At 61.8% G+C, this 23,441-nt stretch carries 27 protein-coding genes; 7 read left to right on the top strand and 20 right to left on the bottom strand.

What is annotated here, in order from left to right; genetic code table 11:
* Positions 1-94 precede the first annotated feature (94 nt).
* Entirely contained in the window at positions 95-490 is a 396-nt protein-coding gene (locus tag F1735_RS01840) for a hypothetical protein (RefSeq protein ID WP_167235333.1), read from the top strand.
* Between the two features lie 21 nt (positions 491-511).
* Here the strand turns inward: F1735_RS01840 and F1735_RS01845 are convergent, their stop codons facing one another.
* The 4 genes from F1735_RS01845 to F1735_RS01860 all read right to left on the bottom strand — a co-directional run bounded on the left by F1735_RS01845 (position 512) and on the right by F1735_RS01860 (position 3,213).
* Positions 512-1,285, bottom strand: coding sequence for a sulfite exporter TauE/SafE family protein (locus tag F1735_RS01845; protein ID WP_167235334.1), 774 nt, complete (start codon positions 1,283-1,285; stop codon positions 512-514).
* A gap of 159 nt (positions 1,286-1,444) precedes the next feature.
* The gene (locus F1735_RS01850) at positions 1,445-2,083 is read right to left on the bottom strand and encodes a peroxiredoxin (RefSeq protein ID WP_167235335.1); all 639 of its coding nucleotides are present in this window, start codon (positions 2,081-2,083) and stop codon (positions 1,445-1,447) included.
* 65 nt (positions 2,084-2,148) lie between these two features.
* Complete coding sequence (locus tag F1735_RS01855; RefSeq protein ID WP_167235336.1) at positions 2,149-2,709, bottom strand: RBBP9/YdeN family alpha/beta hydrolase; 561 nt, start codon at positions 2,707-2,709, stop codon at positions 2,149-2,151.
* Between the two features lie 117 nt (positions 2,710-2,826).
* The gene (locus F1735_RS01860; protein ID WP_167235337.1) at positions 2,827-3,213 is read right to left on the bottom strand and encodes a diacylglycerol kinase; all 387 of its coding nucleotides are present in this window, start codon (positions 3,211-3,213) and stop codon (positions 2,827-2,829) included.
* Between the two features lie 148 nt (positions 3,214-3,361).
* Between F1735_RS01860 and F1735_RS01865 the strand changes: the two genes are divergently transcribed.
* The gene (locus tag F1735_RS01865) at positions 3,362-4,141 is read left to right on the top strand and encodes an IclR family transcriptional regulator (RefSeq protein ID WP_167235338.1); all 780 of its coding nucleotides are present in this window, start codon (positions 3,362-3,364) and stop codon (positions 4,139-4,141) included.
* Positions 4,142-4,243: 102 nt separating this feature from the next.
* Here the strand turns inward: F1735_RS01865 and pbpG are convergent, their stop codons facing one another.
* The 3 genes from pbpG to F1735_RS01880 form a co-directional block, all read right to left on the bottom strand.
* Positions 4,244-5,317, bottom strand: coding sequence for a D-alanyl-D-alanine endopeptidase (gene pbpG, locus F1735_RS01870; RefSeq protein WP_167235339.1), 1,074 nt, complete (start codon positions 5,315-5,317; stop codon positions 4,244-4,246).
* Positions 5,318-5,470: 153 nt separating this feature from the next.
* Positions 5,471-6,166 carry a nitroreductase gene (locus F1735_RS01875; protein WP_167235340.1) on the bottom strand — a complete coding sequence of 232 codons (696 nt, stop codon included), beginning with the start codon at positions 6,164-6,166 and terminating at the stop codon, positions 5,471-5,473.
* A gap of 8 nt (positions 6,167-6,174) precedes the next feature.
* Positions 6,175-7,020, bottom strand: coding sequence for a DMT family transporter (locus F1735_RS01880; RefSeq protein ID WP_229505582.1), 846 nt, complete (start codon positions 7,018-7,020; stop codon positions 6,175-6,177).
* Positions 7,021-7,446: 426 nt separating this feature from the next.
* On the opposite strand from F1735_RS01880, the gene phaP reads away from it, so the two are divergent.
* On the top strand, positions 7,447-8,016 hold the full coding sequence (gene phaP, locus F1735_RS01885) for a TIGR01841 family phasin (RefSeq protein WP_166896724.1): 570 nt from the start codon (positions 7,447-7,449) through the stop codon (positions 8,014-8,016).
* A gap of 108 nt (positions 8,017-8,124) precedes the next feature.
* Here the strand turns inward: phaP and F1735_RS01890 are convergent, their stop codons facing one another.
* The 7 genes from F1735_RS01890 to F1735_RS01920 all read right to left on the bottom strand — a co-directional run bounded on the left by F1735_RS01890 (position 8,125) and on the right by F1735_RS01920 (position 15,056).
* The gene (locus F1735_RS01890) at positions 8,125-8,850 is read right to left on the bottom strand and encodes an ABC transporter ATP-binding protein (RefSeq protein ID WP_167235342.1); all 726 of its coding nucleotides are present in this window, start codon (positions 8,848-8,850) and stop codon (positions 8,125-8,127) included.
* Positions 8,847-9,620 (bottom strand): ABC transporter ATP-binding protein, encoded by a 774-nt coding sequence (locus tag F1735_RS01895; protein ID WP_167235343.1) that lies wholly within the window; start codon positions 9,618-9,620, stop codon positions 8,847-8,849. The genes F1735_RS01890 and F1735_RS01895 overlap by 4 nt, the downstream gene beginning before the upstream one ends.
* A gap of 21 nt (positions 9,621-9,641) precedes the next feature.
* The gene (locus tag F1735_RS01900) at positions 9,642-10,850 is read right to left on the bottom strand and encodes an ABC transporter permease subunit (RefSeq protein WP_167235344.1); all 1,209 of its coding nucleotides are present in this window, start codon (positions 10,848-10,850) and stop codon (positions 9,642-9,644) included.
* 22 nt (positions 10,851-10,872) lie between these two features.
* Complete coding sequence (locus tag F1735_RS01905; RefSeq protein WP_167235345.1) at positions 10,873-11,802, bottom strand: branched-chain amino acid ABC transporter permease; 930 nt, start codon at positions 11,800-11,802, stop codon at positions 10,873-10,875.
* A 278-nt stretch (positions 11,803-12,080) separates the two neighbouring features.
* Positions 12,081-13,028 carry a 4-hydroxy-3-methylbut-2-enyl diphosphate reductase gene (gene ispH, locus F1735_RS01910; protein WP_187364126.1) on the bottom strand — a complete coding sequence of 316 codons (948 nt, stop codon included), beginning with the start codon at positions 13,026-13,028 and terminating at the stop codon, positions 12,081-12,083.
* A 76-nt stretch (positions 13,029-13,104) separates the two neighbouring features.
* Complete coding sequence (locus tag F1735_RS01915; RefSeq protein ID WP_166896733.1) at positions 13,105-13,560, bottom strand: FKBP-type peptidyl-prolyl cis-trans isomerase; 456 nt, start codon at positions 13,558-13,560, stop codon at positions 13,105-13,107.
* Between the two features lie 104 nt (positions 13,561-13,664).
* Positions 13,665-15,056, bottom strand: a complete 1,392-nt coding sequence (locus F1735_RS01920) for an SH3 domain-containing protein (RefSeq protein WP_167235346.1) — start codon at positions 15,054-15,056, stop codon at positions 13,665-13,667.
* Positions 15,057-15,255: 199 nt separating this feature from the next.
* On the opposite strand from F1735_RS01920, the gene radC reads away from it, so the two are divergent.
* The 3 genes from radC to rpmG all read left to right on the top strand — a co-directional run bounded on the left by radC (position 15,256) and on the right by rpmG (position 16,480).
* Positions 15,256-15,903: a RadC family protein gene (radC, locus tag F1735_RS01925; RefSeq protein WP_167235347.1), complete on the top strand. Its 648-nt coding sequence runs from the start codon at positions 15,256-15,258 to the stop codon at positions 15,901-15,903.
* A 159-nt stretch (positions 15,904-16,062) separates the two neighbouring features.
* Entirely contained in the window at positions 16,063-16,299 is a 237-nt protein-coding gene (gene rpmB, locus F1735_RS01930) for a 50S ribosomal protein L28 (protein WP_054264245.1), read from the top strand.
* 10 nt (positions 16,300-16,309) lie between these two features.
* Positions 16,310-16,480 (top strand): 50S ribosomal protein L33, encoded by a 171-nt coding sequence (gene rpmG, locus F1735_RS01935; protein WP_197422130.1) that lies wholly within the window; start codon positions 16,310-16,312, stop codon positions 16,478-16,480.
* A 77-nt stretch (positions 16,481-16,557) separates the two neighbouring features.
* Here the strand turns inward: rpmG and F1735_RS01940 are convergent, their stop codons facing one another.
* The 6 genes from F1735_RS01940 to F1735_RS01965 all read right to left on the bottom strand — a co-directional run bounded on the left by F1735_RS01940 (position 16,558) and on the right by F1735_RS01965 (position 22,453).
* Positions 16,558-17,058 carry a low molecular weight protein-tyrosine-phosphatase gene (locus F1735_RS01940; protein WP_167235348.1) on the bottom strand — a complete coding sequence of 167 codons (501 nt, stop codon included), beginning with the start codon at positions 17,056-17,058 and terminating at the stop codon, positions 16,558-16,560.
* A 147-nt stretch (positions 17,059-17,205) separates the two neighbouring features.
* A complete protein-coding gene (locus tag F1735_RS01945; RefSeq protein WP_167235349.1) occupies positions 17,206-18,417 on the bottom strand; it encodes a DesA family fatty acid desaturase in 1,212 nt (403 codons plus the stop codon).
* Positions 18,418-18,626: 209 nt separating this feature from the next.
* Positions 18,627-19,982 carry a mechanosensitive ion channel family protein gene (locus tag F1735_RS01950; protein ID WP_167235350.1) on the bottom strand — a complete coding sequence of 452 codons (1,356 nt, stop codon included), beginning with the start codon at positions 19,980-19,982 and terminating at the stop codon, positions 18,627-18,629.
* A gap of 13 nt (positions 19,983-19,995) precedes the next feature.
* On the bottom strand, positions 19,996-21,312 hold the full coding sequence (locus F1735_RS01955; RefSeq protein WP_167235351.1) for an RsmB/NOP family class I SAM-dependent RNA methyltransferase: 1,317 nt from the start codon (positions 21,310-21,312) through the stop codon (positions 19,996-19,998).
* Positions 21,313-21,324: 12 nt separating this feature from the next.
* A complete protein-coding gene (purN, locus tag F1735_RS01960) occupies positions 21,325-21,942 on the bottom strand; it encodes a phosphoribosylglycinamide formyltransferase (protein WP_167235352.1) in 618 nt (205 codons plus the stop codon).
* A gap of 112 nt (positions 21,943-22,054) precedes the next feature.
* Entirely contained in the window at positions 22,055-22,453 is a 399-nt protein-coding gene (locus F1735_RS01965; protein WP_167235353.1) for a barstar family protein, read from the bottom strand.
* Between the two features lie 410 nt (positions 22,454-22,863).
* Here F1735_RS01965 and F1735_RS01970 point away from each other — a divergent pair, with 410 nt between their 5' ends.
* Positions 22,864-23,397 (top strand): glycine zipper 2TM domain-containing protein, encoded by a 534-nt coding sequence (locus F1735_RS01970; RefSeq protein ID WP_167235354.1) that lies wholly within the window; start codon positions 22,864-22,866, stop codon positions 23,395-23,397.
* Positions 23,398-23,441: the final 44 nt, after the last annotated feature.

Below are 23,441 nucleotides of genomic sequence, written 5' to 3' on the forward strand. Positions count from 1 at the left end.
GCTGCAGATGAATTGAGCGGGCGCAAGCGCGGGCATAAATGGCTGAACCCGGCTCGTCCCGACGCTGTCTGACATGCAGCGATCAGGAGGAAACATGGACAACCATGAACGTTTGCAAGAAAGCGTCGGCGCGCCGGACAGTTGCCGGGCAGCGCAGGCAATGCTCAGCGTCAGCGTGCCGCCGGGGCTGCGCGCCATCTTCCACGTTTGGGCGCAGGAGTGCGACCCGGCGCCGATGCTGCCGCGCGGCGGCGACACGCAGGCGCTGGTGGCCGCTTACGTGCGCCTTGGCGCGGCGGCCGGGGCCACGCCGGTCGAGCGCGAACTGCTGGTGCGGGTGTACGTGAATGCGGCGCTCAATTGCGAGTTTGCGCTGTGGACCGAACTGCGCCACGAAGCGGCGACGGTGCTGCGCTGGCTGGCGCCGAGCGTCGTCGCCGACCCGTTTCTGCGCGCGCGCGTGGCGCAGGTGTGGCCGTGCCAGCCCTGAGCGCAGCTGGTTTAAAGGCTATTAATAGACCAGCTTGACCGCCACCAAGGTAAGCGTGGTTGCCAGCAAGCCGCGCAAAAAGCCTTCCGGCACCGATTTGGCGATCCAGGAACCGAGGGTGATGCCTGGCAGCGAGCCGATCAGCAGCATGGCGAGCAAGGCCCAGTCGATCGAGCCGAGCCACCAGTGGCCGAAGGCGGCAATCGCGGTCAGCGGCACGGCGTAGGCGATGTCGGTGCCGGCCACTTCCGCCGGCGTCATGCGCGGGTACAGCATGACCAGCAAGGTCGCGCCGATGGCGCCGGCGCCGATCGAGGAGACCGTGACCAGCACGCCCAGCAGCGCGCCCGAGACAATGGTGGCGGCGGCCAGCGCCCTGCCCTGCAACTGGCGCTCGGGCCTGGCGTTGATCCAGGCCAGCATCTTGCCCCGGAACAGCAGCGCGATCACGGTCAGCATGACCGAGCCGGCGATGGAGTAACGGATGATCTGGCCAATTTCCTTGTCGAGCGCGCCGAATTGCTTGAGCGCGAAGGTGGCGGCCACGGCGGCCGGCAAGGCGCCGAAGCACAGATGGCGCACGATATCCCAGCGCACGGTGCCGCGCAGACGGTGGGTAACGGCACCGGCCGACTTGGTAATGGAGGCGAACGCGAGGTCGGTGCCGACAGCGACCGAGGGCGGCACGCCGAACAACAGCGTGAGCAGCGGCGTCATGAGGGACCCCCCGCCGACACCGGTCATGCCGACCAGCAGGCCGACGGCAAAACCTGAAACGATATACGTAAGTTGCATGAATGAGCCCCTGGAATACCTTCAGGGTATAGGGACTGAGCCGTGATTCAAACAACGGAAAGCTTATTTGCTTATGCGTTTCAGGGTGGCGTGGTGAAAATGGTAATGCCGGGGTGTCCTTTGCGCCACTGGCGGAAAGGACTCCCCGCGCAGGGCAGCTTACTTGTTCGGCTGCGGCGTCACGCGCAGATACGCGCGTTCGGCGGTATAGCCTTTCGGATACTTTTGCTTGATCAGTTCCGGGTCTTGCACGCTCAGCGGGATGATCACATCGTCGCCATCGCGCCAGTTGCCGGGCGTGGCCACGGTGTAGGCATCGCTCAGTTGCAGGGCGTCGATGACGCGCAGCACTTCGTCGAAGTTGCGCCCGGTGCTCATCGGATAGGTAATCGACAGGCGGATCTTTTTCTTTGGATCGATCACGAACAGCGCGCGCACCGTGGCCGTGGCCGACTGTTCCGGGTGGATCATGTCGTACAGGGCGGCCACTTTCTTGTCGGCATCGGCGATGATCGGAAAGCCGACCACGGTTTTTTGCGTCTCTTCAATGTCCTTGATCCAGGTTTTATGCAGGTCGGCCGGATCGACCGACAGCGCAATGGCTTTCACGTTGCGCTTGTCGAATTCAGGCTTGAGCTTGGCGGTCAGGCCGAGCTCGGTGGTGCAGACGGGCGTGAAATCGGCCGGGTGCGAAAACAGCACCACCCACGAGTCGCCAGCCCATTCGTGAAACTTGATCGTTCCCAGCGAAGAATCCTGCTCGAAATCGGGAGCGGTATCGCCCAAACGTAAACTCATTGTGATCTCCAATCGTTCATCGAAAGTTGTTCGAAAGTTGCTCGAAAGCTAAAAGCGGATGTCAATCATGCCGAAAAGGCCAGCGTCCTATTGTGCGCCAATTCGCCCAGGCGCTGCAAATAGTTGTAACCGGCCGGCCAGTTGCCCAGGCCGGATTCGGCATTGATGTGTCCCAGCCTGCCCTGCTCGATCAGTTCGCTGCCCCAGCGGCGCGCCCACAAGGCCGCGTGTGGCGCGCTCATCCACGGATCGTTGGCGCTACTGACCAATATGCTAGGGCAATCGAGCGACAGCGCGGGCAGGCGCTCGGCCACACCGAATTTGTCGGGATCGGCCGGCGCGACCAGCAGGGCCCCGGCCACGCCCTCGCTGTGGCGGGCGATGCTGTGCACCGCTGCCAGGCAGCCGAAACTGTGCGCCACCAGCAGCGCGGGACGCGGATCGGCGCGCCGCACCTGGTCCAGCCGCGCCGCCCAGGCCGCCAGGTCGGGCTGGTCGACATCATCCTGGTACACGCGCACGAATTCCGGGTGCAGGCGCTGCCAGCGCGACTGCCAATGGCCCGGTCCGCTGTCATGCAGTCCACTGACCACGATTACTTGAAAATGGGGAAAGAGTTCCGTCATGGCGCCACCTCCTGGAACACCAGAATACGGCGCGATGCGGCGAAAGCGAAGGAATCGTTTCGCGGTTCGATATGCGGCCCGCGCATAAGGCGGGCCAATACCAATCGATCAGTGGACTTAGTAGAAGCGGTTGAACAGCACCACCGCCCACGAGGCCACGGCAATCATGACCGCCAGCATCACGGCGGCGCTGCCGAAATCCTTGGCATTCTTCGACAGCGGATGGCGTTCGAGCGAGACGCGGTCGACCACGGCTTCGATGGCCGAGTTGATCAGCTCGACGATGAGCACCAGCACCAGCACGGCGACCAGGAACAGTTTCTGGAAGGAAGAAATTGGCAACAGCAGGGCGATGACGGTGCCGATAACAACCAGGAACAGTTCCTGGCGGAAGGCATGCTCGCTTGCCCATGCCGATTTGAAGCCATCGATCGAATAGCCGGTCGCCGCCACGATGCGTTTGAGGCCGCTTTTGCTCTTGAATTCACTGACAGGCTCGGTCATGGAGTCTCTTCAAAATAACAGGTAAAACGCATTATGCCCCGCCCCGCCGCCGCTGCGCCACCTTTGCCGCGCCGCAAAGGGAAATTGCCAATCCTTTTCACATTGTGGTATAAAGTACGGACATATACTGCACTGCACCAACCACATCATGAAAATCGACCCCGTTGAAGCGCCCAAAACCTCGATCCAGGTCATCGAGCGCATGGTGGCCTTGCTCGACGCGCTGGCCAACTATACCGATCCGGTCAGCCTGAAAGAATTGTCCAAGGTATCCGGATTGCATCCCTCGACGGCGCACCGGATCCTGAACGACATGGTCATCACGCGCTTCGTGGACCGGGTGGAACCGGGCACCTACCGTCTCGGCATGCGTTTGCTGGAGCTGGGCAATGTGGTGAAAAGCCGGCTGTCGGTGCGCGAAGCGGCGCTCGACTACATGCGCTCGCTGCACAAGAAGACCCAGCAGACCATCAACCTGTCGGTGCGCCAGGGCGACGAGATTGTGTACATCGACCGCGCGTTTTCGGAGCGTTCCGGGATGCAGGTGGTGCGCGCCATCGGCGGACGCGGCCCGCTGCACCTGACCTCGACCGGCAAGCTGTTTTTGTCGGTGGACGAACCGAAGGCGATCCGGGCGTATGCCACGCGCACCGGGCTGGCCGGGCATAACAAGAATTCGATTACCGACCTGGGCAAGCTGGAACGCGAGCTGAGCGTGGTCAGGACGCGCGGTTACGCGCGCGATAACGAAGAGCTGGAACTGGGCGTGCGCTGCATGGCGGCGGGCATCCATGACGATTCGGGCAAGCTGATTGCCGGCCTGTCGATTTCAGCGCCGGCCGATCGCTTGCAGGAAGAATGGCTGGAGGACCTGGTGAGCACGGCGAGCCAGATTTCGGCCACCCTGGGCTATACCGGGCCGGTATAGTGTCACTCCTGCCATTGGCAGAAATGACTTCCTGCCATTGGCAGAAAAGACTTCCCGCGCAGGGCCAGGCGCCCCCGCAGCAATGACGGTCCACTGGCTACTTCACGACAAACCGGGCGGACGCAAGCCTTCCAGCCAGCGCCGCATCCGTCCCGCGTCGGCGGTGCGCGACTGCTTGCCCTTCGAATCCAAAAACACCATGATCACCGCGCGGCCCTGAATCACGGTCTGCATCACCAGGCAGCGCCCCGCTTCGTTAATGAAGCCGGTCTTTTGCAAGCCGATATCCCAATCCGGCATCGCGACCAGATAGTTGGTATTGTTGTAATGCATCAGCCGGTCGCCCGCATCGACAGTCGATTTCGGATCGGTCGAATACTGGCGCAGCAGCGGCTGGTTGTACGCGAACATGGCCAGCTTGGCCAAATCGCGCGCGCTGGCCACATTCCGGCTCGACAGCCCGCTCGAATCGACATAGCGCGTATCGTGCATGCCCAGCTGGCGCGCCTTGGCATTCATGGCCTCGACAAACCCCGCCACGCCACCCGGATAATTGCGCGCCAGCGCAGCGGCCGCCCGGTTCTCTGAACTCATCAGCGCGATATGCAGCAAGTTGGCGCGCGTCATCCTGGAACCGACGCGCAGGCGCGAACTGGTGAATTTTTCGTGATCGACGTCGTCCTCGGTGATGTTGAGCACCTCGCCCATATCCTGCTGCGCTTCAACCACGATCAGGCCGGTCATCAACTTGGTGATCGAGGCGATCGGCAAGGCGATATTGGCGTTCTTTTCGAACAATACCTCGGCATTGTTCTGGTCGAGCACGAAGGCCACGTTGGATTTGAGGTCGAGCGGGTCGGACGTCTGGTTCAGGCCGGCACGGTCGCCGGCGCTCTGGCGCGCCCGTTCGGGCAGCGAGGCGGCCACGATCACGCGCTGGTACACGAGCTTGCGCTTGCCGCGCACCATGACGGTACGGCGCACCATCGTGTTGCGACTGTCGGCCACCACGCGCGGAGCGACTTCGCGCCGCTTGAAGCGCGACTTGCCGACGGCCTGCTTCTTGACCTTGCCCGCACTGACCCCGGCCTTGGCTTTGGCCTTGACCTTGGCCTCGACCGGCGGGGTGATAGCGAACAGCAGGGAAGCGATAGCGCCCAAGACAAACTTATACATCTCAATTCCTTTGAAGCGAGCTGACCTCTATATCGCTGAAGTCTAGCAAAGTACTCAGCAATCGCAAACGAATTTGACATTCGGAGGAAGTCTTGTGCCGGGCTACAACGTCGGTAGCCAGGGCGCTCCTTGCGTCCGTCACAGTGTACGCGTTTATTCCATGAAGCGAACAAAGCTTGCCACAGGTTCGCGCGCGGTCACCAGGGTGTTCTCGATCTTGTCCGGATCGGCAAAGCCGAGCGCCATGCCGCACACCAGCATCTCGGTGGGCGGCAGTTGAAGATGCTCGGCAACGACCTGGTGATACGGGGTAAACGCCGCCTGCGGACAGGTATCGAGCCCGCGCCCGCGCGCGGCGACCATGATGTTTTCAAGGAACATGCCGTAATCGAGCCACGAGCCCTGCTCCAGCACCCGGTCGATGGTGAAAATGAGCCCCACGGGCGCATCGAAAAAGCGGTAGTTGCGCCCGAACTGGGCGTGCATGCCGGCCTTGTTGTCGCGCTCCAGGCCCAGCAGCGAATACAGGTCCAGGCCGACCTTGCGGCGCCGCTCGATGTAGGGCGAGGTCCATTCGCGCGGGTAATAGGGATACTCCTCCACATGCTGGCGGGCCAGTTCGGGATCGTTGTGGACCGCCAAAATGGCTTGCGACAAGCTCTCCTTGGCCTGGCCGGTCAGCACGGTGACCTTCCAGGGCTGGAGATTGGTGCCGGACGGCGCGCGCGCGCTCACTGCCAGGATCTGCGCGATATCGTCGCGCGCGACCGGGGTCGGCAGGAAGGCACGGATCGAACGGCGCGAGCTGATCGCGGCGTCCACGATGGTTTGTTCTTTGCTAGCCAACATTGTTTCTCCTATTTTTTGACAACACACACCACACCGACGACCGCCACCAGCATCCCGGCCACGCCGAGCCAGCTGAAGGCTTCGCCGAACATCAGCCAAGCCATCACGGCCGTGGTCGGCGGCGTCAGGTACAGCAGGCTGGTCACCTGGGTCGCATCGCTGCGGCGGATTAACTGGAACAGCAGGAAGATGGCGCCGATCGAGAGCACAAACACCGACCACATCCACGCGCCGACAAAGCGCGGCGTCCATGCGATGGCGCTGAGCGACCAGTCGAGCCCTTCGAACCGGATCGCGACCGGCAGCAACACCGCCACGGTCGAGGCGAACTGGATCACGGTGCCGGTGCGCAAATCGAAGCGCGGGCAAAAATGTTTCTGGTACATGGTGCCAGCGCTAATCGACAGCAGCGCCAGCACGCAAAAGCCGATCGCCAGCGGCGCCAGGCCGACCAGGGTGATCTTGGCATACACCACCAGCGCCACGCCGCTCAGGCCGAACAGCAGGCCCAGCCACTGGCGCGGGCGTACCGTCTCGCCGATCAGGGGCGCGCAGGCGGCGGTGAGGATCGGTTGCATGCCGACAATCAGGGCGGTCACCCCCGCCGGCATGCCGAGCTTGATGGCGCACCAGACGCCGCCGAGGTAGCCCGCCTGCAACAGCAAGCCAGCCACGGCGATATGGCCGATGCTGCCTTTCGGCCACGGCGCTTTCCAGATCAGGACGATGGGCAACAGCACCACCAGCACCGCCGCGCAGCGCAGCAGCAGGAAGGTCAGCGGTGGCGCGTACGGCAGGCCGAACTTGGCCACGATGAAGCCGGTACTCCACAACAGCACGAAAAACACGGGCATCGGCGACAGCCAGGATGCACTGTGGCGCGGCGCAACATTTTTAGACGTTTCGTTTGACATATATCAAGGGTTGCGCTCGACGTCAACACGTCAAGGCGCCGTATCAACAGTTTGGACAGCGCGAACCGCGAGTCTAGCATGGGCGTCATTGCCATGTTATCAAGGCCGGTTTTGTCTATGACAGCATGGCTGCCGGCTGCCTGAAAACCGTGCCGCCGGCGCTGTGCGGAGCGGCTATTTCCATTGATCACGAGAGATTTGTGCGCTGCACAAGATTCGCTTGACTCTGGTCGGGAAATCATTAAAATAGACTTTGTTGCGCTGCACAATCCTATTGTTCAGCCTTGGCTTGACAGATTTTTCTGCCTCACCGGTTCAACGCAGCATTTATCAACAATACTATTAATCAATATTTGGAGAATATATATGTTTGCAATCCCTGAGCAGTTTTCGAACGCCACCAAAGCTAACTTTGAATCGCAGTTTGCGCTGTACTCGTCGCTGACGACGAAGGCCTTCGAAAGCATTGAAAAGCTGGTCGAGCTGAACATCACCGCTGCCAAGGCAACGCTGGAAGAGTCCTCGATCGCTACCAAGCAACTGCTGTCGTGCAAGGACCCACAAGAATTTTTCTCGCTGACCGCTGCCCAGGCTCAGCCGAACGCTGAAAAAGCGATGTCGTACAGCCGCCAACTGGCTGCGATCGCCACCGGCACCCAGGCTGAATTTTCCAAAGCCGCCGAGTTCCAGATCGCCGAAACCAACCGCAAGGTGATTTCGCTGGTTGACGAAGTGAGCAAGAATGCACCGGCCGGTTCGGAAAACGTGGTCGCCGCGATCAAGGCATCGATCGGCAACGCCAACGCTGGTTACGAGCAGATGAGCAAGACCGCCAAGCAAGCGAAAGAAGCCATGGAAACCAATGTGAACGCAGCGGTATCGCAGTTCACCCAGGCTGCACAGAACGTTGCCGCACGTACCACCGCCAAGCGTTAATCCGGCGCTGTCGTCGTGAAGTGAACAACCCCGCGCTGCGGGGTTTTTTTATGGCTGGTGCGATCGTGTGCGCCAGCTGGCATGAGCTGAAAAGGACGCCTGCGGCCCTTACTCCTCGCCCAGGTAGGCCGCTTTCACGCGCGGATCGTGCAGCATGTCCTGCGCGTTGCCGCCCATGATGATCGCGCCCGAATCCATCACATAACCGCGATCGGCCGCTTCCAGCGCCAGTTTCGCGTTCTGTTCCACCAGCAGCACCGTAATGCCCTGCTTGTGTACGTCGCGGATCACCTCGAAAATCTTTTCCACCATGATCGGCGCCAGGCCCATCGACGGCTCGTCCAGCAACAACAGCTTGGGATGGCTCATCAAGGCGCGCGCCATCGCCAGCATCTGCTGCTCGCCGCCCGACAAGGTCCCCGCCATCTGCGCCGCGCGCTCTTTCAAGCGCGGAAACACCGTGAACCACTTCTCCACATCGGCATCGATCCCGGCCTTGTCATTGCGCGTGTAAGCGCCCATCAGCAGGTTTTCGTGGATCGACATGCGCGTAAACACGCCCCGCCCTTCCGGCACCATGGCCAGTTTCTGCTGCACCAGCTCGAACGACTTGCTACCCTTGAGCGAGGCGCCCATATAGCTGATCGTGCCCTCGACTTTGCAGTCGGGCAAAGTGCCGGTGATGGCTTTCAGGGTGGTGGTCTTGCCGGCGCCGTTGGCCCCGATCAGGGTCACCAGCTCGCCCTTGTTGACTTCCAGGTCGATGCCCTTGACGGCCTTGATGCCGCCGTACGCCACCTTCAAGCCCTGGATCTTCAAAATATTGTCGCTCATGCGTGAGCACCTCCCAGGTAGGCTTCGATCACTGCCGGATTTTTCTGTATGTCGGCCGGCAAGCCTTCCGCGATGGGTTTGCCGTATTCGAGCACGGTGATGCGGTCGCACAGCCCCATCATCAGCTTGACGTCGTGTTCGATCAGCAGCACGGTCTTGCCTTCGTTCTTGATCTTGATGAGCAACTCGCGCAGCGCCAGTTTTTCGGTCGCGTTCATGCCGGCGGCCGGTTCGTCGAGCGCCAGCAGTTGCGGGTCGGTCGCCAGCGCGCGCGCGATTTCCAGGCGGCGCTGGTCGCCGTACGACAGGAATTTGGCGGTGCGCTTGGCAAACGCACCAATGCCGACAAAATCGAGCAGTTCTTGCGCGCGCGCGCGGATCGCCGCTTCTTCGAGGCGCGCCGCCTTGTGCCGGAATACCGCGCCGAACACGCCCTGGTGGGTGCGCACGTGGCAGCCGACCATCACGTTTTCGAGCGCCGTCATCTCGCCGAACAGGCGGATGTTCTGGAAGGTACGGGCAATGCCGGCCTTGGCCACCAAGTGCGGGGCCGACGGCGAATACGGTTTGCCGGCCAGCTCGAAGGTGCCGGTATCGGGCTGGTACAGCCCGGTGATCACATTAAAGAACGTGGTCTTGCCGGCGCCGTTGGGGCCGATCAGGCCGTAAATCTGGCCCTTCGTGATCTTGATGCCGACGTTGGTCAGCGCTTGCAAACCGCCGAAGCGCTTGTTCACGCCGTCGATGTGGAGAATGACTTGTTCGCTCATCTGGATATCCTCACGCCGCCATCAGGCCGGCAACTCGCCGGTTTTGTTGGTGTCGGCGGCTTCGGGCCGGTCTTCGTGCTTGGGCGCCGGCCACAGGCCTGCGGGCTGGCTGAGCATGATGCCCACCAGCGCCGAGCCGTACAGTCCCTGGCGAATCACTTCCGATTCGACCACCACGGTGCCGAACAGCGCCATCTGGAGCGGCTCGACCACATGGCGCAAAATTTCGGGCAAGGCCGCCAGCAGCACGCCGCCGAGGATGACGCCCGGAATATGGCCGATCCCGCCCAGCACCACCATCGCCAGCACGGCAATCGATTCGGTCAGCGAAAACGATTCCGGCGAGACGAAACCCTGGAACGAGGCGAACAGCGCGCCGGCCACCCCGCCGAACGAGGCGCCCATGGTGAACGCGAGCAGCTTGACGTTGCGGGTGTTGATGCCCATGGCCTTGGCCGCGATTTCATCTTCGCGGATCGCCACCCAGGCGCGCCCCAGGCGCGAGTGTTGCAGGCGCGAGGTGATGAACACGATCGCGATGCAAATGGCCAGGAACAGGAAGTAGTAAGCATTCACTGACGGCATGCCGTAGCTGCCGATGAAGACGGTCGCTTTCGAACCCGCTTCGCCGCCAAGCGAGACCCCGAAAATACGGATCGGATCGATCAGGTTGATGCCCTGCGGACCGTTGGTGAAGTTGATCGGGTCGTTCAGGTTGTTCATGAAAATGCGGATGATCTCGCCGAAACCCAGGGTCACGATGGCCAGGTAGTCGCCGCGCAGCTTGAGCGTCGGCGCGCCCAGCAAGGCGCCGAACAAGCCGGCCGTGGCCGCCGCCAGCGGCACGATCAGCCAGACCGACAGGTGAATGCCGCTCTCCTTGATTTCCGGCCCCATGATCGCCACCAGCCATTCGCCGAACACCGGATACTGGTTGACCACCGATTCGAGCAGCGCGGCAAATTGCGGCGAGGCCAAGAGGCCCGTCATGTAGGCGCCGACCGCAAAGAAGGCGATGTAGCCGAGGTCGAGCAGGCCGGCGAAGCCGACCACGATGTTCAGGCCCAGCGCCAGCATGATGTACAGCAGGGCCATGTCGATGATGCGGACCCACGAATTGCCGAAATGCTGGGCGACGAAGGGGAAGATCAGCAAGACCAGCAGCAAGGCGATGACGTTGACGCGTGCCTGGCGCGGGTGGGTTTCAAAGTTGAATGAGAGCAGAGCCATGATGTTCCTTTTCTGTTCGCGCTCAGGCGCGGTCGGCAACGCGCTCGCCCATGATGCCGGAAGGGCGCACCGTGAGCACGATAATCAGGACGATGAAGGCGAAAATATCCTGGTAATGGCTGCCCAGGAAGCCGCCCGTGAGGTCGCCGATATAGCCGGCGCCGAGCGCTTCGATCAGGCCGAGCAGGATGCCGCCGATCATGGCGCCGTAAATATTGCCGATGCCGCCCAGCACGGCCGCCGAGAAGGCTTTCAAGCCGGGCAAGAAACCCATCGCAAACTGAATCGAGGAATAGTTGGCGCCCCACATCACTCCGGCCACGGCGGCCAGCGCCGCGCCGATGGCAAACGTGGCCACGATGACCTTATTGGCATCGACGCCCATCAAGCCGGCCACGCGGGGATTTTCGGCAGTGGCGCGCATGGCGCGGCCCAGCTTGGTTTTCTCGACGAGCATGACCAGCCCGCCCATGCTCAGCAGCGCCAGGGCCAACAGCAGCACCTGGGTCTGGGAAATCACGGCGCCGCCAATATGGATCGGTTCGCTCGAGAGCAGTTGCGGGAAGGACAGTGGGCTACGGCCCCAGAATTTCATCGCGAAGGTGTTCAGCAGGATCGATACGCCGATGGCGGTAATCAATGGCGCCAGGCGTGGCGCGTTGCGCAGGCGCCGGTAGGCGACCCGCTCGATCAAGACATTCACAATCATGCACACCGGAATGGCGCCGATGATGGCGATGGCCAGGTTCACATAGCCCGGCAGGCCGGGAGCGATCACATCGAGCAGCTTGAGGATCGACAAGCCCACCATGGCGCCGATCATCAGCACGTCGCCGTGGGCAAAGTTAATCAGGTTGAGCACCCCATACACCATGGTGTAACCCAGCGCGACCAGGGCATACATGCTGCCGAGCACAAGGCCGTTGATAATTTGTTGGATAAAGGTATCCATGATGACCCCGTTTCAATTCGATCTAACAAAAACGGCACCCGGGGAAACCCCCGTAGTGCCGCTCATGGCCTGACGCCGCTTGTACACTCGCCGCCGTCCCTGGCCACGGGAGCGGCGGTTCTTCATGTCTTTGCTGCAACCGTGCGTCATCAGAACGAACATGACGTCCCGATGACAAAACATCCGAGCGTCAACATCATAGCGAGGTTTGGAAAAAACTAATATCGGAAAATCACACGTGTTCCGAATTTAATTTTGACAAACGGCCATGCTTTGGGTTATGCAACCCCGTCCTTGATACCGTCTAGTCCCTTGGGCAAGGGGAAGGTGACATGCTCTTCCACGCCGTCGAGCGCGCGCACGCTGCGCGCACCGAGTTCCTTGAGGCGGTCGATCACGGCCTGGACCAGCACTTCCGGCGCCGAGGCCCCGGCGGTCACGCCGATGCGCAACTTGCCGACCAGCCATGTCGGATCGATCTGCGAAGCATTGTCGACCATGTAAGCGGGGGTGCCCTTCTTTTCCGCCACTTCGCGCAGGCGGTTCGAGTTCGAACTGTTGGGGCTGCCAACAACGATCACCACGTCCACCTGGGGCGCCATGAACTTGACCGCTTCCTGGCGGTTGGTGGTGGCGTAGCAGATGTCGCCCTTTTTCGGCTCGATGATGTTCGGGAATTTTTCCTTGAGCGCGGCGATGATGTCGGCCGTGTCGTCCACCGACAAGGTGGTTTGCGACACGTAGGCCAGCTGGTCGGGGGTCTTCACTTGCAAGGTGGCCACGTCGGCCACGGTTTCGACCAGGTGCATGCCCTCCTCGGTCTGGCCCATGGTGCCTTCGACTTCCGGATGGCCGTCGTGGCCGATCATGACGATCTCGCAACCCTGGCGCCGCATCTTGGCGACCTCGACGTGTACCTTGGTCACCAGCGGACAGGTGGCGTCGAAAATGGTCAGCCCGCGCGCTTCGGCTTCGGCGCGCACCGCTTTCGAGACGCCGTGGGCCGAAAACACCAGGGTGTTGCCGGCCGGGACATCGTCAAGCTCCTCGATGAAGATCGCGCCCTTGTTGCGCAAGTCTTCGACCACGTAGGCGTTGTGCACGATTTCGTGACGCACGTAGATGGGCGCGCCGAATTGTTGCAGGGCGCGCTCGACGATTTCGATGGCGCGGTCGACGCCGGCGCAAAAACCGCGCGGCTGGGCCAGGAGAATTTCGCTGTCCATGATGAACCTCTTTGTCTTATTAAAACAACGCTTATTTAAACAACGTTCTATACAACAGTTATATGTGTAACGACAATCAAAGTACCGAAATGAGGCGTACTTCGAATTGCAGCGACTGGCCAGCCAAAGGATGGTTGAAGTCGAACGTCACCGCATCCTCGCCGAACTGGCGCAGCACGCCGGCGAAACGGCCGCCGCCCGGGGCGGCGAAGTCGACCAGGTCGCCGACTTGATAGTCGGCGCCGGGGGCGGAATTCTCGTCCAGGGTGGCGCGCGAGACATCGCGCACCAGCTCCGGGTTGCGCTCGCCGAAAGCTTGCGCCGGGGCCAGCTGGAAGGTCTGGTGCGTGCCTTCCGGCAAGCCCAGCAAGCAAGTTTCGAGGAAAGGCGCGAGCTGGCCGCTGCCCATCATCAGGGTGGCCGGATTGCCGGCGAAGGTCGTGATCAGATCGGCGCCGTCTTGCGTGGCCAGGCGGTAGTGCAGGGTCAGGTAGGCCGATTCGGTGACGACGGCGGGGGTGGTAGTGGACATGGTCGGTATCGAGGCGTGCAAAGCGACATTGTAAGCCACCATGGCCCGAACGGTCTCGCTTGCCCGGATTTGATTGCGGGCAAGTGCGCAAGCGGGGCGACTGTTCAGCAGCCGCAGCCGTCGCTGAAATAGTCGCTGCCGAGCACTTTCCAGGCCCCGTTGATGTTGACCAGCACCAGGCGGTACCAGCGGTCGTCGGTGGCGGTGCTGCCCCGTTCGATATCGCCGGGCCCCTTGCCCTCCCCTTCCCAGATGGCCAGGTCGGCCATGCCGTCGGCATCGAGGTCGTAGTACAGATGGGTGCCTTTGACAAAACCGGTACCGGCGCGTTCGAGCGTCATGTGCGTCTCGCTGACCTTGGCCGGGCCGGGCGGCAAGTCGAGTGTGGTGTAAAAAGCGAACAGGCTGCCGGGCGGCTGGGTGTTGGCTTTCTTGTTGGCGGCGGCCAGCTTGCCGAAGAAACGCCACGGGCCGGCGTCGGCCGCGCCGTAGGCAAAGCCGGGAACCCAGCCCTGGCATTCGGGGGCATCGGCATGGCGCCACAAGGTTTCGGTCTTGCGAATCAGGCTGGGCTGGACGCGCAGGGCGCCGTCGCGATCGAGTTGGACCCGCTGCACGGGGCGCACCAGGGCATCGGTGCGGCTGAGCATATCGTAGAGGCCCGGCGACTCGTCGTCTTCATTCACCTGGGCGGGCTTGGGACGCGGCTTGACCTGCTGCCGGAACTTGATGCCGAAGCGCCCGCCCGCCTGTTCGGCCGTGCTGGCCGGCGGCGCCACCTGGGCTTCGCTGCGCAACAGCGAGGGCGTCACCGCGCTGAACTCGAGCGCGCCGATCACGCCGGACAGACGGCGCCGGCCGGCGGCCTCGTCGCTGTTGAACAGCTCGCTGGAGGACAGTCCAACCTGCTCGCGCAGGTCGGCGGCGATTTGCCACGCTTGTTTCGCTCCGGCTTTGTCGTGCGCGCGCAAGCGCAGCGCCGCGCGTTTGAGCTCGATCCAGTCGGCAAACGGCGCCGGTTTGGCGGCGTCCATGCCCAGCGCCAGGCGCACCTTCATTTTTTCCAGCGCCTCGCTGCGCGGGAACGGTCCCTGTTGCTTGATCCGAAGGTTGCGCTCCCGCAGCGATTGCGCGTAACGCTCAAGGTTGCTCCAGTCCGGCTGCTGCCAGAACGCGCGCTCCGGATCAGACTCTTCCGGGCGCGGCTTTCCCTGCGCAACGACGGCAACGACCGGTGCCCGCATCAGATAGCGGCAGGCGGTGTAGCCGGCGGTGCCGTCGGCGGTGCGGATTGCGCAGTAGCCGAGCGCGCTTTCTTCGCGCACCAGGGTGACCGCGCTGTTGTGCGGCAGGCGGGCCACGGCGGCGGCGTCGGACTGCGGCCCGGCGCGCAGGATGACCTCGCTGCCGTCGATCCAGCGCTGCGCCGGTGCGGCGGGCGCGGCCTGGGCCAGGGGGATCAGCAGGGCCATTCCTGCCAGGGCGATGATTCGCATGCAAGCATCCGTCGATGTCAAAATGCACTCCAGGTTCCCGCCGATTGTCATGGCGGGATCAGTAAGGCGCGCCTCAGCACGCCGATAATGGTATGTCGTGCTGCGATCCCACAAGCGAACTGAACATTTGATAAGCGCGTCGATCGTCGTTCGCCTGACGCTCACCAAGTTGCAAGTTTAACATTGAATTGGAGGCAGGATGGGAATCAAGGACTGGCCCGAACAGCAGCGTCCGCGCGAGCGGCTCATCAGCGAAGGCGCGGCAGCCTTGTCCGATCCGGAATTGCTGGCTGTCTTCCTGCGCGTGGGCGTGCGCGGCAAAAGCGCGGTCGAGCTGGGTCGCGATCTGCTGCTGCGCTTCGGTTCGATCAACGGCCTGTTCGGCGCCAGCCTGATCCAGTTTTCGACGGTGCATGGGCTCGGGCCGGCCAAGTTCGCGCAATTGCAGGCCGTGATGGAACTGGCCCGGCGCGCCATCGGCGAGCGCCTCGAAAGCGGTGAAGTCCTGGGCTCGCCGGAAGCGGTGCGCCAATACCTGCGCATGCAACTGGGGCGCCAGCCACACGAATCGTTCCTGGTGTTGTTCCTGGACGTCAAAAATCGCCTGATCGCCTGCGAAGAAATGTTTCGCGGCACCTTGACCCACACCAGCGTACACCCACGCGAGGTGGTGAAGGCGGCGCTGGCGCACAACCACCCGTCCGGCGTGCCCGAGCCCAGCGAAGCCGACCTGTTGCTGACCCGTTCGTTGGTGCAAGCCCTGGCGCTGGTCGATGTGCGCGTGCTCGATCACTTTGTTGTCGCCGGTCCCCATGTGCATTCGTTCGCCGAGCACGGGCAGATGTAGCCACCGTGGTGGTCGCACCCGCGCGTTTGGCCAGCATCGCTGATTGTTAAATTTCTACTAGCATAAGACACAATTGTTTTTCACAAGTCGTTGATTTAACTTCGCTTTTCACGCTATACTCTTGTTTTTCCAATTTTGGATATATTCAAGGAGTGCGCTATGGCACGTGTTTGCCAAGTAACTGGCAAGGGCCCGATGGTTGGTAACAACGTCTCCCACGCTAACAACAAAACGAAACGTCGTTTTTTGCCTAACCTGCAAAACCGTCGTATTTTTGTGGAATCGGAAAACCGCTGGGTCTCCCTGCGCCTGTCCAACGCCGGTCTGCGCGTAATCGACAAAGTCGGCATCGATGCCGTGCTGGTCGACATGCGTGCCCGTGGCGAAAAAGTTTAATTAGGGAGCTATCATGGCAAAAACTGGCCGCGACAAAATCAAGCTGGAATCGACCGCAGGTACGGGTCACTTCTACACCACCGATAAAAACAAACGCACGATGCCTGCTAAAATGGAGATCATGAAGTTCGATCCTAAAGCACGCAAGCACGTGATGTACAAAGAAACCAAGATCAAGTAATCCGCGATCCCGATTTCAGTACCAGAAGAGCCGCCACGCAAGTGCGCGGCTCTTTTGTTTTCTGCGGCTCTTTTGTCTTATGCAGCGGCGCCTTGTGCGTCGATGCGCGTGCGCAGGCTGGCCACCAGGCCGTCGGCGGCGTCTTCAATACAGTCGAGGACCAGTTCGAACCCATCGATGTCGCCCCCGTATGGATCGGGCACCACGTCCGCATCCGAACGGGTGGCGAACTGCATCAGCAGGCCGATCTTGTGGTGGTATTGCGGCGGGCAGGCGCTTTTGAGCATGGCGATGTTCTGCAGGTCCATGCCATAGATATGATCGAAGTGCTCGAAATCGGCCAGGGTGATCTGGCGCGCGCGCTGGCTCGTCAGGTCGATGCCGCGACGGGCGGCGTGATCGCTCGAACGCGGGTCGGGCGCGTGGCCGATCCGGTAGTTCGAGGTGGCGGCCGAATCGATCAGCAGGAACGGGTCCAGGCCGGCGGCGCTGGCGCGGCTGCGGAACACGCCCTCGGCGGTCGGGGAACGGCAGTAATTGGCCATGCAAACGAACAGGATGGCGATTTTCTTGGTCATGGGCTTACCCTTGGATGATAAAGCGGCCGCCATTGCGCCTGCGGCTGTAAACTGCAAAACCGTCATTCCTGCGCGGGAATGACGGTTCTGGGGGCAGCGGGATGAAGACCGCCGTCATGATGCTGGCCGCTATGGAAGCAGCGGGCCTTATGCGTAACTGCGCAGGCGCAGCGAGAATTCCTGCAGCGATTTGATGCCCGACGCTTCAGCGCGGGCACACCAGTCCTGCAACTGCTGCAGCAACTGGTCGCGCGTGAAGTGCGAGCGCTCCCAGATCGCGCCCAGTTCCACGCGCATCTGGTGCATCGTTTCCAGCGCTTTGCTATGCTGGAACAACTCGATCAACTGCTGTTTCTGCGGATCTTCCAGCTTGCCCGGCTCACGCTGCAACAGCTTGCGCGACGACTTCAGGAAGCGTGCTTCCAGCTCGGCCTTGTGCTTCAGGTGCTCGAACTCTTCGCGCCAGGCTTGCTTGACCGATTTGGCGTATTTGGCCATCACGTCATAGCGGTTGGCGATCACCGACTGCAAGGTCTCCAGGTCGGCCACCGTCTTGCCGGGCTCGAAAGCCGGCTTCGGCGCCACTTTCTTCACCTTGGCCAGGCCCAGCGTTTCCAGCACGCGGATATAGAACCAGCCAATATCGAATTCGTACCATTTCGACGACAGCTTGGCCGAGGTGGCAAAGGTGTGGTGATTGTTATGCAGCTCTTCGCCGCCGATCAGGATGCCGAACGGGATGATGTTGGTGGCCGCATCGGAGCAGTCGTAATTGCGATAACCCCAATAGTGGCCAATACCGTTGATGATGCCGGCCGCGGTAATCGGAATCCATGCCATCTGGATCGCCCAGATGGTCACGCCGATCACGCCGAACAAGGCAAAATTGATGACCAGCAGCGCTGCCACGCCCTGCCAGCTGAAACGGGTATACAGATGACGCTCGATCCAGTCGGTCGGGGTGCCGTGGCCGTACTTTTCCATCGTTTCCAGGTTTTTCGACTCGGCGCGATACAGCTCGGCGCCTTCGAACAAGACTTTGCGGATGCCGCGCGTGACCGGGCTGTGCGGATCTTCGGCGGTGTCGCATTTGGCGTGGTGCTTGCGGTGAATCGCGGCCCACTCCTTGGTGACCTGGCCCGTGGTCAGCCACAGCCAGAAACGGAAGAAATGACTCGGAATCGCATGCAGGTCCAGGGCGCGGTGCGCCTGGTGACGGTGTAGATAGATGGTGACGCTGGCAATCGTGATATGCGTCACGATCAGCGTGTAAATCACGACTTCCCAGCCGGACAGGCCAACCAGGCCGGTCGACATAAACTCAAGCACAGCGTTCAAGGTGGTGCTAAACAAATTCATTCCCGCTCCAAAATGGTGATCGTTGGCATCTCGACCATGCCGCATGGAAACGATCGAGTGAGCCATTTTACGACGATACCGTACCGCACGGTACGATTCCCACCAATCATTTCAGTAGGAATCCTCGAATACGCAGCGCAAGCGGCCCCCGCGTCCGCGAAGCGCACACCCGGACGACCTTGCGCCAGCCAGCCCAGGCTCATTGCGGCTCATTGCGGGCTGGGGGGCGGGGTTTCCACGCTCTCCGGTACGGGACGCGCCATGCCGGCCAGCACCGTCATCATCTGGGCATCGAGCAAGCGCGTGTCGCGCGCAGGATACGCCAGCTTGATCTGGCCGGCCTGGACCAGGGCGTAAATCTTCTTGTTGACCTCGGAAATGACACCACCACGGCCGTTTTCGGGGTCGCGGATCCAGAAACCGACTTCCAGGTCGTAGCCGTCGGCGCCGAATTTGCTCAGCGAGACGCCAGGCGCCGGATCGTCCAGCACCCGTTCCACGCCCTGCGGCTGCTGTTCGAGCAGGGGCATGATGAGCGCCAGGTCGCTGTCGTAGGCCACAGTGATGGTGGTCGCCACCCGGATCGAGCGGTTCGACAGCGATTGATTCTGTACCGGGCCGGAAATGAGCATTTCGTTCGGCAACACCGTTTCCACCCCGTCGAGCCCTTGCAGGACGGTGTAGCGGGTATTGATATGGGTGACCTTGCCGGTGAATTTATCGACCGAAATCATGTCGCCGATGGCCAGGCTGCGTTCGAGCAAGATCACGAAGCCCGACACATAATTGCTGGCGATTTTTTGCATGCCGAGGCCCAGGCCGACGCCGAGCGCGCCGCCGAACACCGACAGCACGGTCAGGTCGATGCCCACCAGGGTCAGGCTGCCGAGCACGGCAATAATGATCAGCACGGCGCGGCTCAGGCGCCCGATCACGGCGCGCGACGAAGTGTGGATGCCCTGCACGCCCATCAGGCGCTCTTCCAGCGAAGCGCCGGCCCACAAGGCCAGCATCAGCAGGATCACGACCGACACCACGGCCTGGAAAATCGCGGCCAGCGAGATTCCCCCGTGTTTACCGATCGGCAGCTTGGTATGGTCGAGGAAGTCGAACACATCCGGCCACAGTCCGGCGATGTACAGGGCCACAGCCAGCCAGACCAGCATGGCGAAGATTTTTTCGAAGGTGAGAATGGCGGCCCCGACCGGGCCGTGGCGCGCGAAGACGCGCCGCATCAGGTAGAACGCCAGGCGGATCACCGCCAGCGAGGCGAACAGCGGCAGCGCCAGGCGCAGCAAGTGTACATTGTAGCGTTCCGCCACGAACAGCAGTTTGGCGATGGCAAGAAACCCGACCACCGCCAGCGGACTGAGCACATAGGAGAAACTTTCCACCCCTATCTGCACCACCCCGTTTCCGGAGCGGCCGCGCAGCCAGGCGCGCCGGATCGCATAACCGAGCCCCCATCCAAGTACGATACACACCGCGATGGCCCCAGCCTGGTACAAGAAGATGGGTTTGTCGAAATCCTCGATCAGGTCGGACAGAACGTTCGATAAGGGCATGGGCTGGTCGGTGTTATTCGTCGGCGTCGGCGTCGGCGTCGTCAGCCGGCTTGTCTTTCGGTGGCTTCGGGGCCATTGGCTTGCGTTCCATTACGGCGGCGAAGAAGCCGTCGGTCTGGTGCTTGTGCGGCATCAGCTTGAGATAGTCGCCCATGTCCAGGTCGATTTTTTGCTCGGCGAGCACTTTGCTCATCGGCACCAGATCGAACTCCGGGTGTGCGGCCAAAAATTGCGTGACGATGAACTCGTTCTCTTCGTCCAGCAGGCTGCAGGTGGCGTACACCAGGCGTCCGCCGCCCTTGAGCAGGCGCGCCGCGCCGTCCAGGATCGAGGCTTGCTTTTCCTGCATTTCGGCGACGGCTTCGACTTTCTGGCGCCATTTCACGTCCGGATTGCGGCGCAAGGTGCCCAGGCCCGAGCACGGGGCGTCGACCAGCACGCGGTCGATCTTGCCGGCCAGGCGCTTGATCTTGGCGTCGCGTTCGTGCGCGATCTGCACCGGATGCACGTTCGACAGGCCGCTGCGCGCCAGGCGCGGCTTGAGCTTGGCGAGGCGTTTTTCCGAGATGTCGAAGGCGTACAAGCGGCCCGTGTTGCGCATCAGCGCGCCCAGCGCCAGGGTCTTGCCGCCGGCGCCGGCGCAGAAATCGACCACCATCTCGCCGCGCTTGGCGCCGACGATCTGGCTCAATACCTGGCTGCCCTCGTCCTGCACCTCGATCGCACCGCTCTTAAACAGCGGCAGGTTTTGCAGGGTGGGCTTTTTGAGCACGCGCAGGCCGAGCGGCGCGTACGGCATCGGCATCGCCTCGATCGGCGCTTCGGCCAGGCCGGCGACAACGTCGTCGCGCGTGGCCTTGATCGAATTGACGCGCAGGTCGAGCGGCGCGGGCTGGTTCAGGGCGTGCGCCAGGGCCAGCGTTTCGGCTTCGCCGTACTGGGCCACGAACTTGTCGAACAGCCACTTCGGCAGGTTCGAGCGCATTTGCGGCGGCATCAGGTTACGGTCGATTTGCGCGATGCGGTTGAGGAATTCGGTTTCTTCTTCGGTCAGGCCGCCCAGCGAATCGACGCCGACCGCTTCAGCCAGGCCGAGGATGGTCAGGCGGCGCATGGTCGGGCTGGAAGTCGCTTCGGCGAAGTCGGTGAAGAACGATTTGTTGCGCAGGATGGCGTAAATGCCTTCCGCCACGGCGCCGCGCTCGCGCGAGCCCAGGCGTGGGTGGTCTTTGAAGTAGCGCGACAGGGTGGTGTCGGCGGGCGCCGAAAAACGCAAGATCTCGCGCAATACTTCTTCTGTATTGGCGAGAATCGCTGGTGGCAATCTCATGGTATTCCTTGGTTAATTATGTGTTGTATCGGCGATGCGAACGTCGCCGTTATCGATGCTGAGCCGGTCCTCGACGAACAGGCGGATCGCGCGCGGGTACAGCGTGTGCTCCTGCACCAGCACGCGCGCGGCCAGTGTATCCGGGGTATCGCCCGGCAGCACGTCGACTTCCGCCTTGAGCACGGCCGGGCCGTGATCGAGTTCGGCGGTGACGAAATGCACGGTGGCGCCGTGCCTGGCCACGCCGGCGTCGAGCGCCTGCTGGTGGGTATGCAAGCCGGGAAACAGCGGCAGCAGCGAGGGGTGGATATTGAGCATGCGCCCGTCATAATGGGCCACGAAGCCTGGCGTGAGGATGCGCATGAAGCCGGCCAGCACCACCAGGTCGGGCGCAAAGCCGTCGATGCTTGCTTGCAGGGCGGCGTCGAACGCTTCGCGCGTGGCGAATTCCTTGTTGGCGACCACGGCGGTCGGGATACCGTGTTCCTGGGCAAACTCGAGCCCTTTGGCGTCAGCCTTGTTGCTGATGACGGCCGCGATACGCGCCGGCCACTGCTCTTCCCGAGCAGCATGGACGACGGCTTCCATGTTGCTGCCGCGCCCGGAAATGAGGATCACAATGTTTTTCATAGCGCGCATTGTACCCTGAGCGGCTGGCCGGACCAATAAACAGGGATGCAATTGTTGCAGCGCAGCACGGATAGGCTGGCGGCCCGCTGCCCCGCCTGACGCCGCAAAACGCTTATTCGAAGGAGTAAAACACGCGGAACGGCACTTTTTTCTCGGCCCAGTAGTCGGCGGCGTCGCGGAACACGTCGAGCAGGGTTTCGCGCGCTTCCTTGTCGAATTTCTGCGTATTGGGCAATTGTTCGAGAACCACAATAAAACCCGGCTGGGCGCCGGCTTGATGAATGGTATCGGTCAGGCATGCGCGCAGGGCGTCGAAGTTCTTGCCGCAAGGCTTGGGAAAATAGAAATTCTCGGCGATGCGTCCGCACACCTGCTGCTTGGTCAGTGTATCGGCGCAGTGCGCGTACAGGAAATGCTGTCCCAGCCGGACTGCTTCTTCTTGCAGTTCCACGACACGGAAGGCACGGATGGACTGCACAAGATTGGGCGGCACTGTAATCAACAAACTCATTTTTCCCTCAAGTCGTCCTGGTGTGGTCGGGTGCGTTTCAGTACTATTGTTGCCGATGCGTCGCGCTTACCGGGGAAAACGCCGATCTCCTGCTACCGTTGCCACCCGCCAATATACCCCCTAATCGTATAAGGGTAACGTTTTGTGGTTACTGAATCAACCCGAATGTGATTTGAACCACAACATTTGTAATAAATCAGAGCAATTTCTCTAGAATGACGCTAATTTGGAGGACTTGCGATGCAAGGGCGCCCGATTCTGCTGCCGCTACCGTCCGTCTTCTCCGCTGTTACAAATTGTTGCCATGCGGATTTCAAAATCGGGGCTGACAGGACTACCATGGTGTCGTGGTTCTCAGGCTTGGAACTCAGAGCCCTCTTACATTGTCTTACCCTACAACGAGGTATCCCATGAACATGCACACCAAACTGATCGTGACAGCCCTGGGCTTTTGCGCCCTGCCGTTTGCCCAGGCCAGCGAATTCGCCGACTACGGGCGCGTGATCCGCGTCCAGCCGCGGGTCGAGCAGATCCGCCAGCCGCGCGAAGAATGCAAGACCGAGTACGTCCAGGTGCCGGTACAGCAGCAGCCGCAGCAGCGTAGTGCGGGCGGCGCCATCATCGGCGGCATCGCCGGCGCCTTGCTGGGCAACCAGGTCGGCGGCGGCAGTGGCCGCGCGGCAGCCACGGCGGCCGGCGCCATCGCTGGCGCGGTGGTGGGCGACCGGGTCGACAATAACGGCCGCCCGGTGCAGGCCCAGCAGCAATACATGCAGGAACAGGCGGTGCGCCAGTGCCGCATGGTCGATGCGTACGAGTCGCGCACGATGGGCTACGATGTCACGTACGACTATCGCGGGCAGACGTACACCAGCCTGATGGACCGCGACCCGGGCCAGCGCATCCGCCTGCGCGTGTCGGTGGAGCCGGAGCGCGGGCAGTAACTGCCATTAACAAACCCGCCAATTTTACAATCGTCGTCCCCGCC

Origin of the sequence: Massilia genomosp. 1 (assembly GCF_011682185.1) — a bacterium.
GTDB lineage: Bacteria > Pseudomonadota > Gammaproteobacteria > Burkholderiales > Burkholderiaceae_D > Telluria_A > Telluria_A rubra.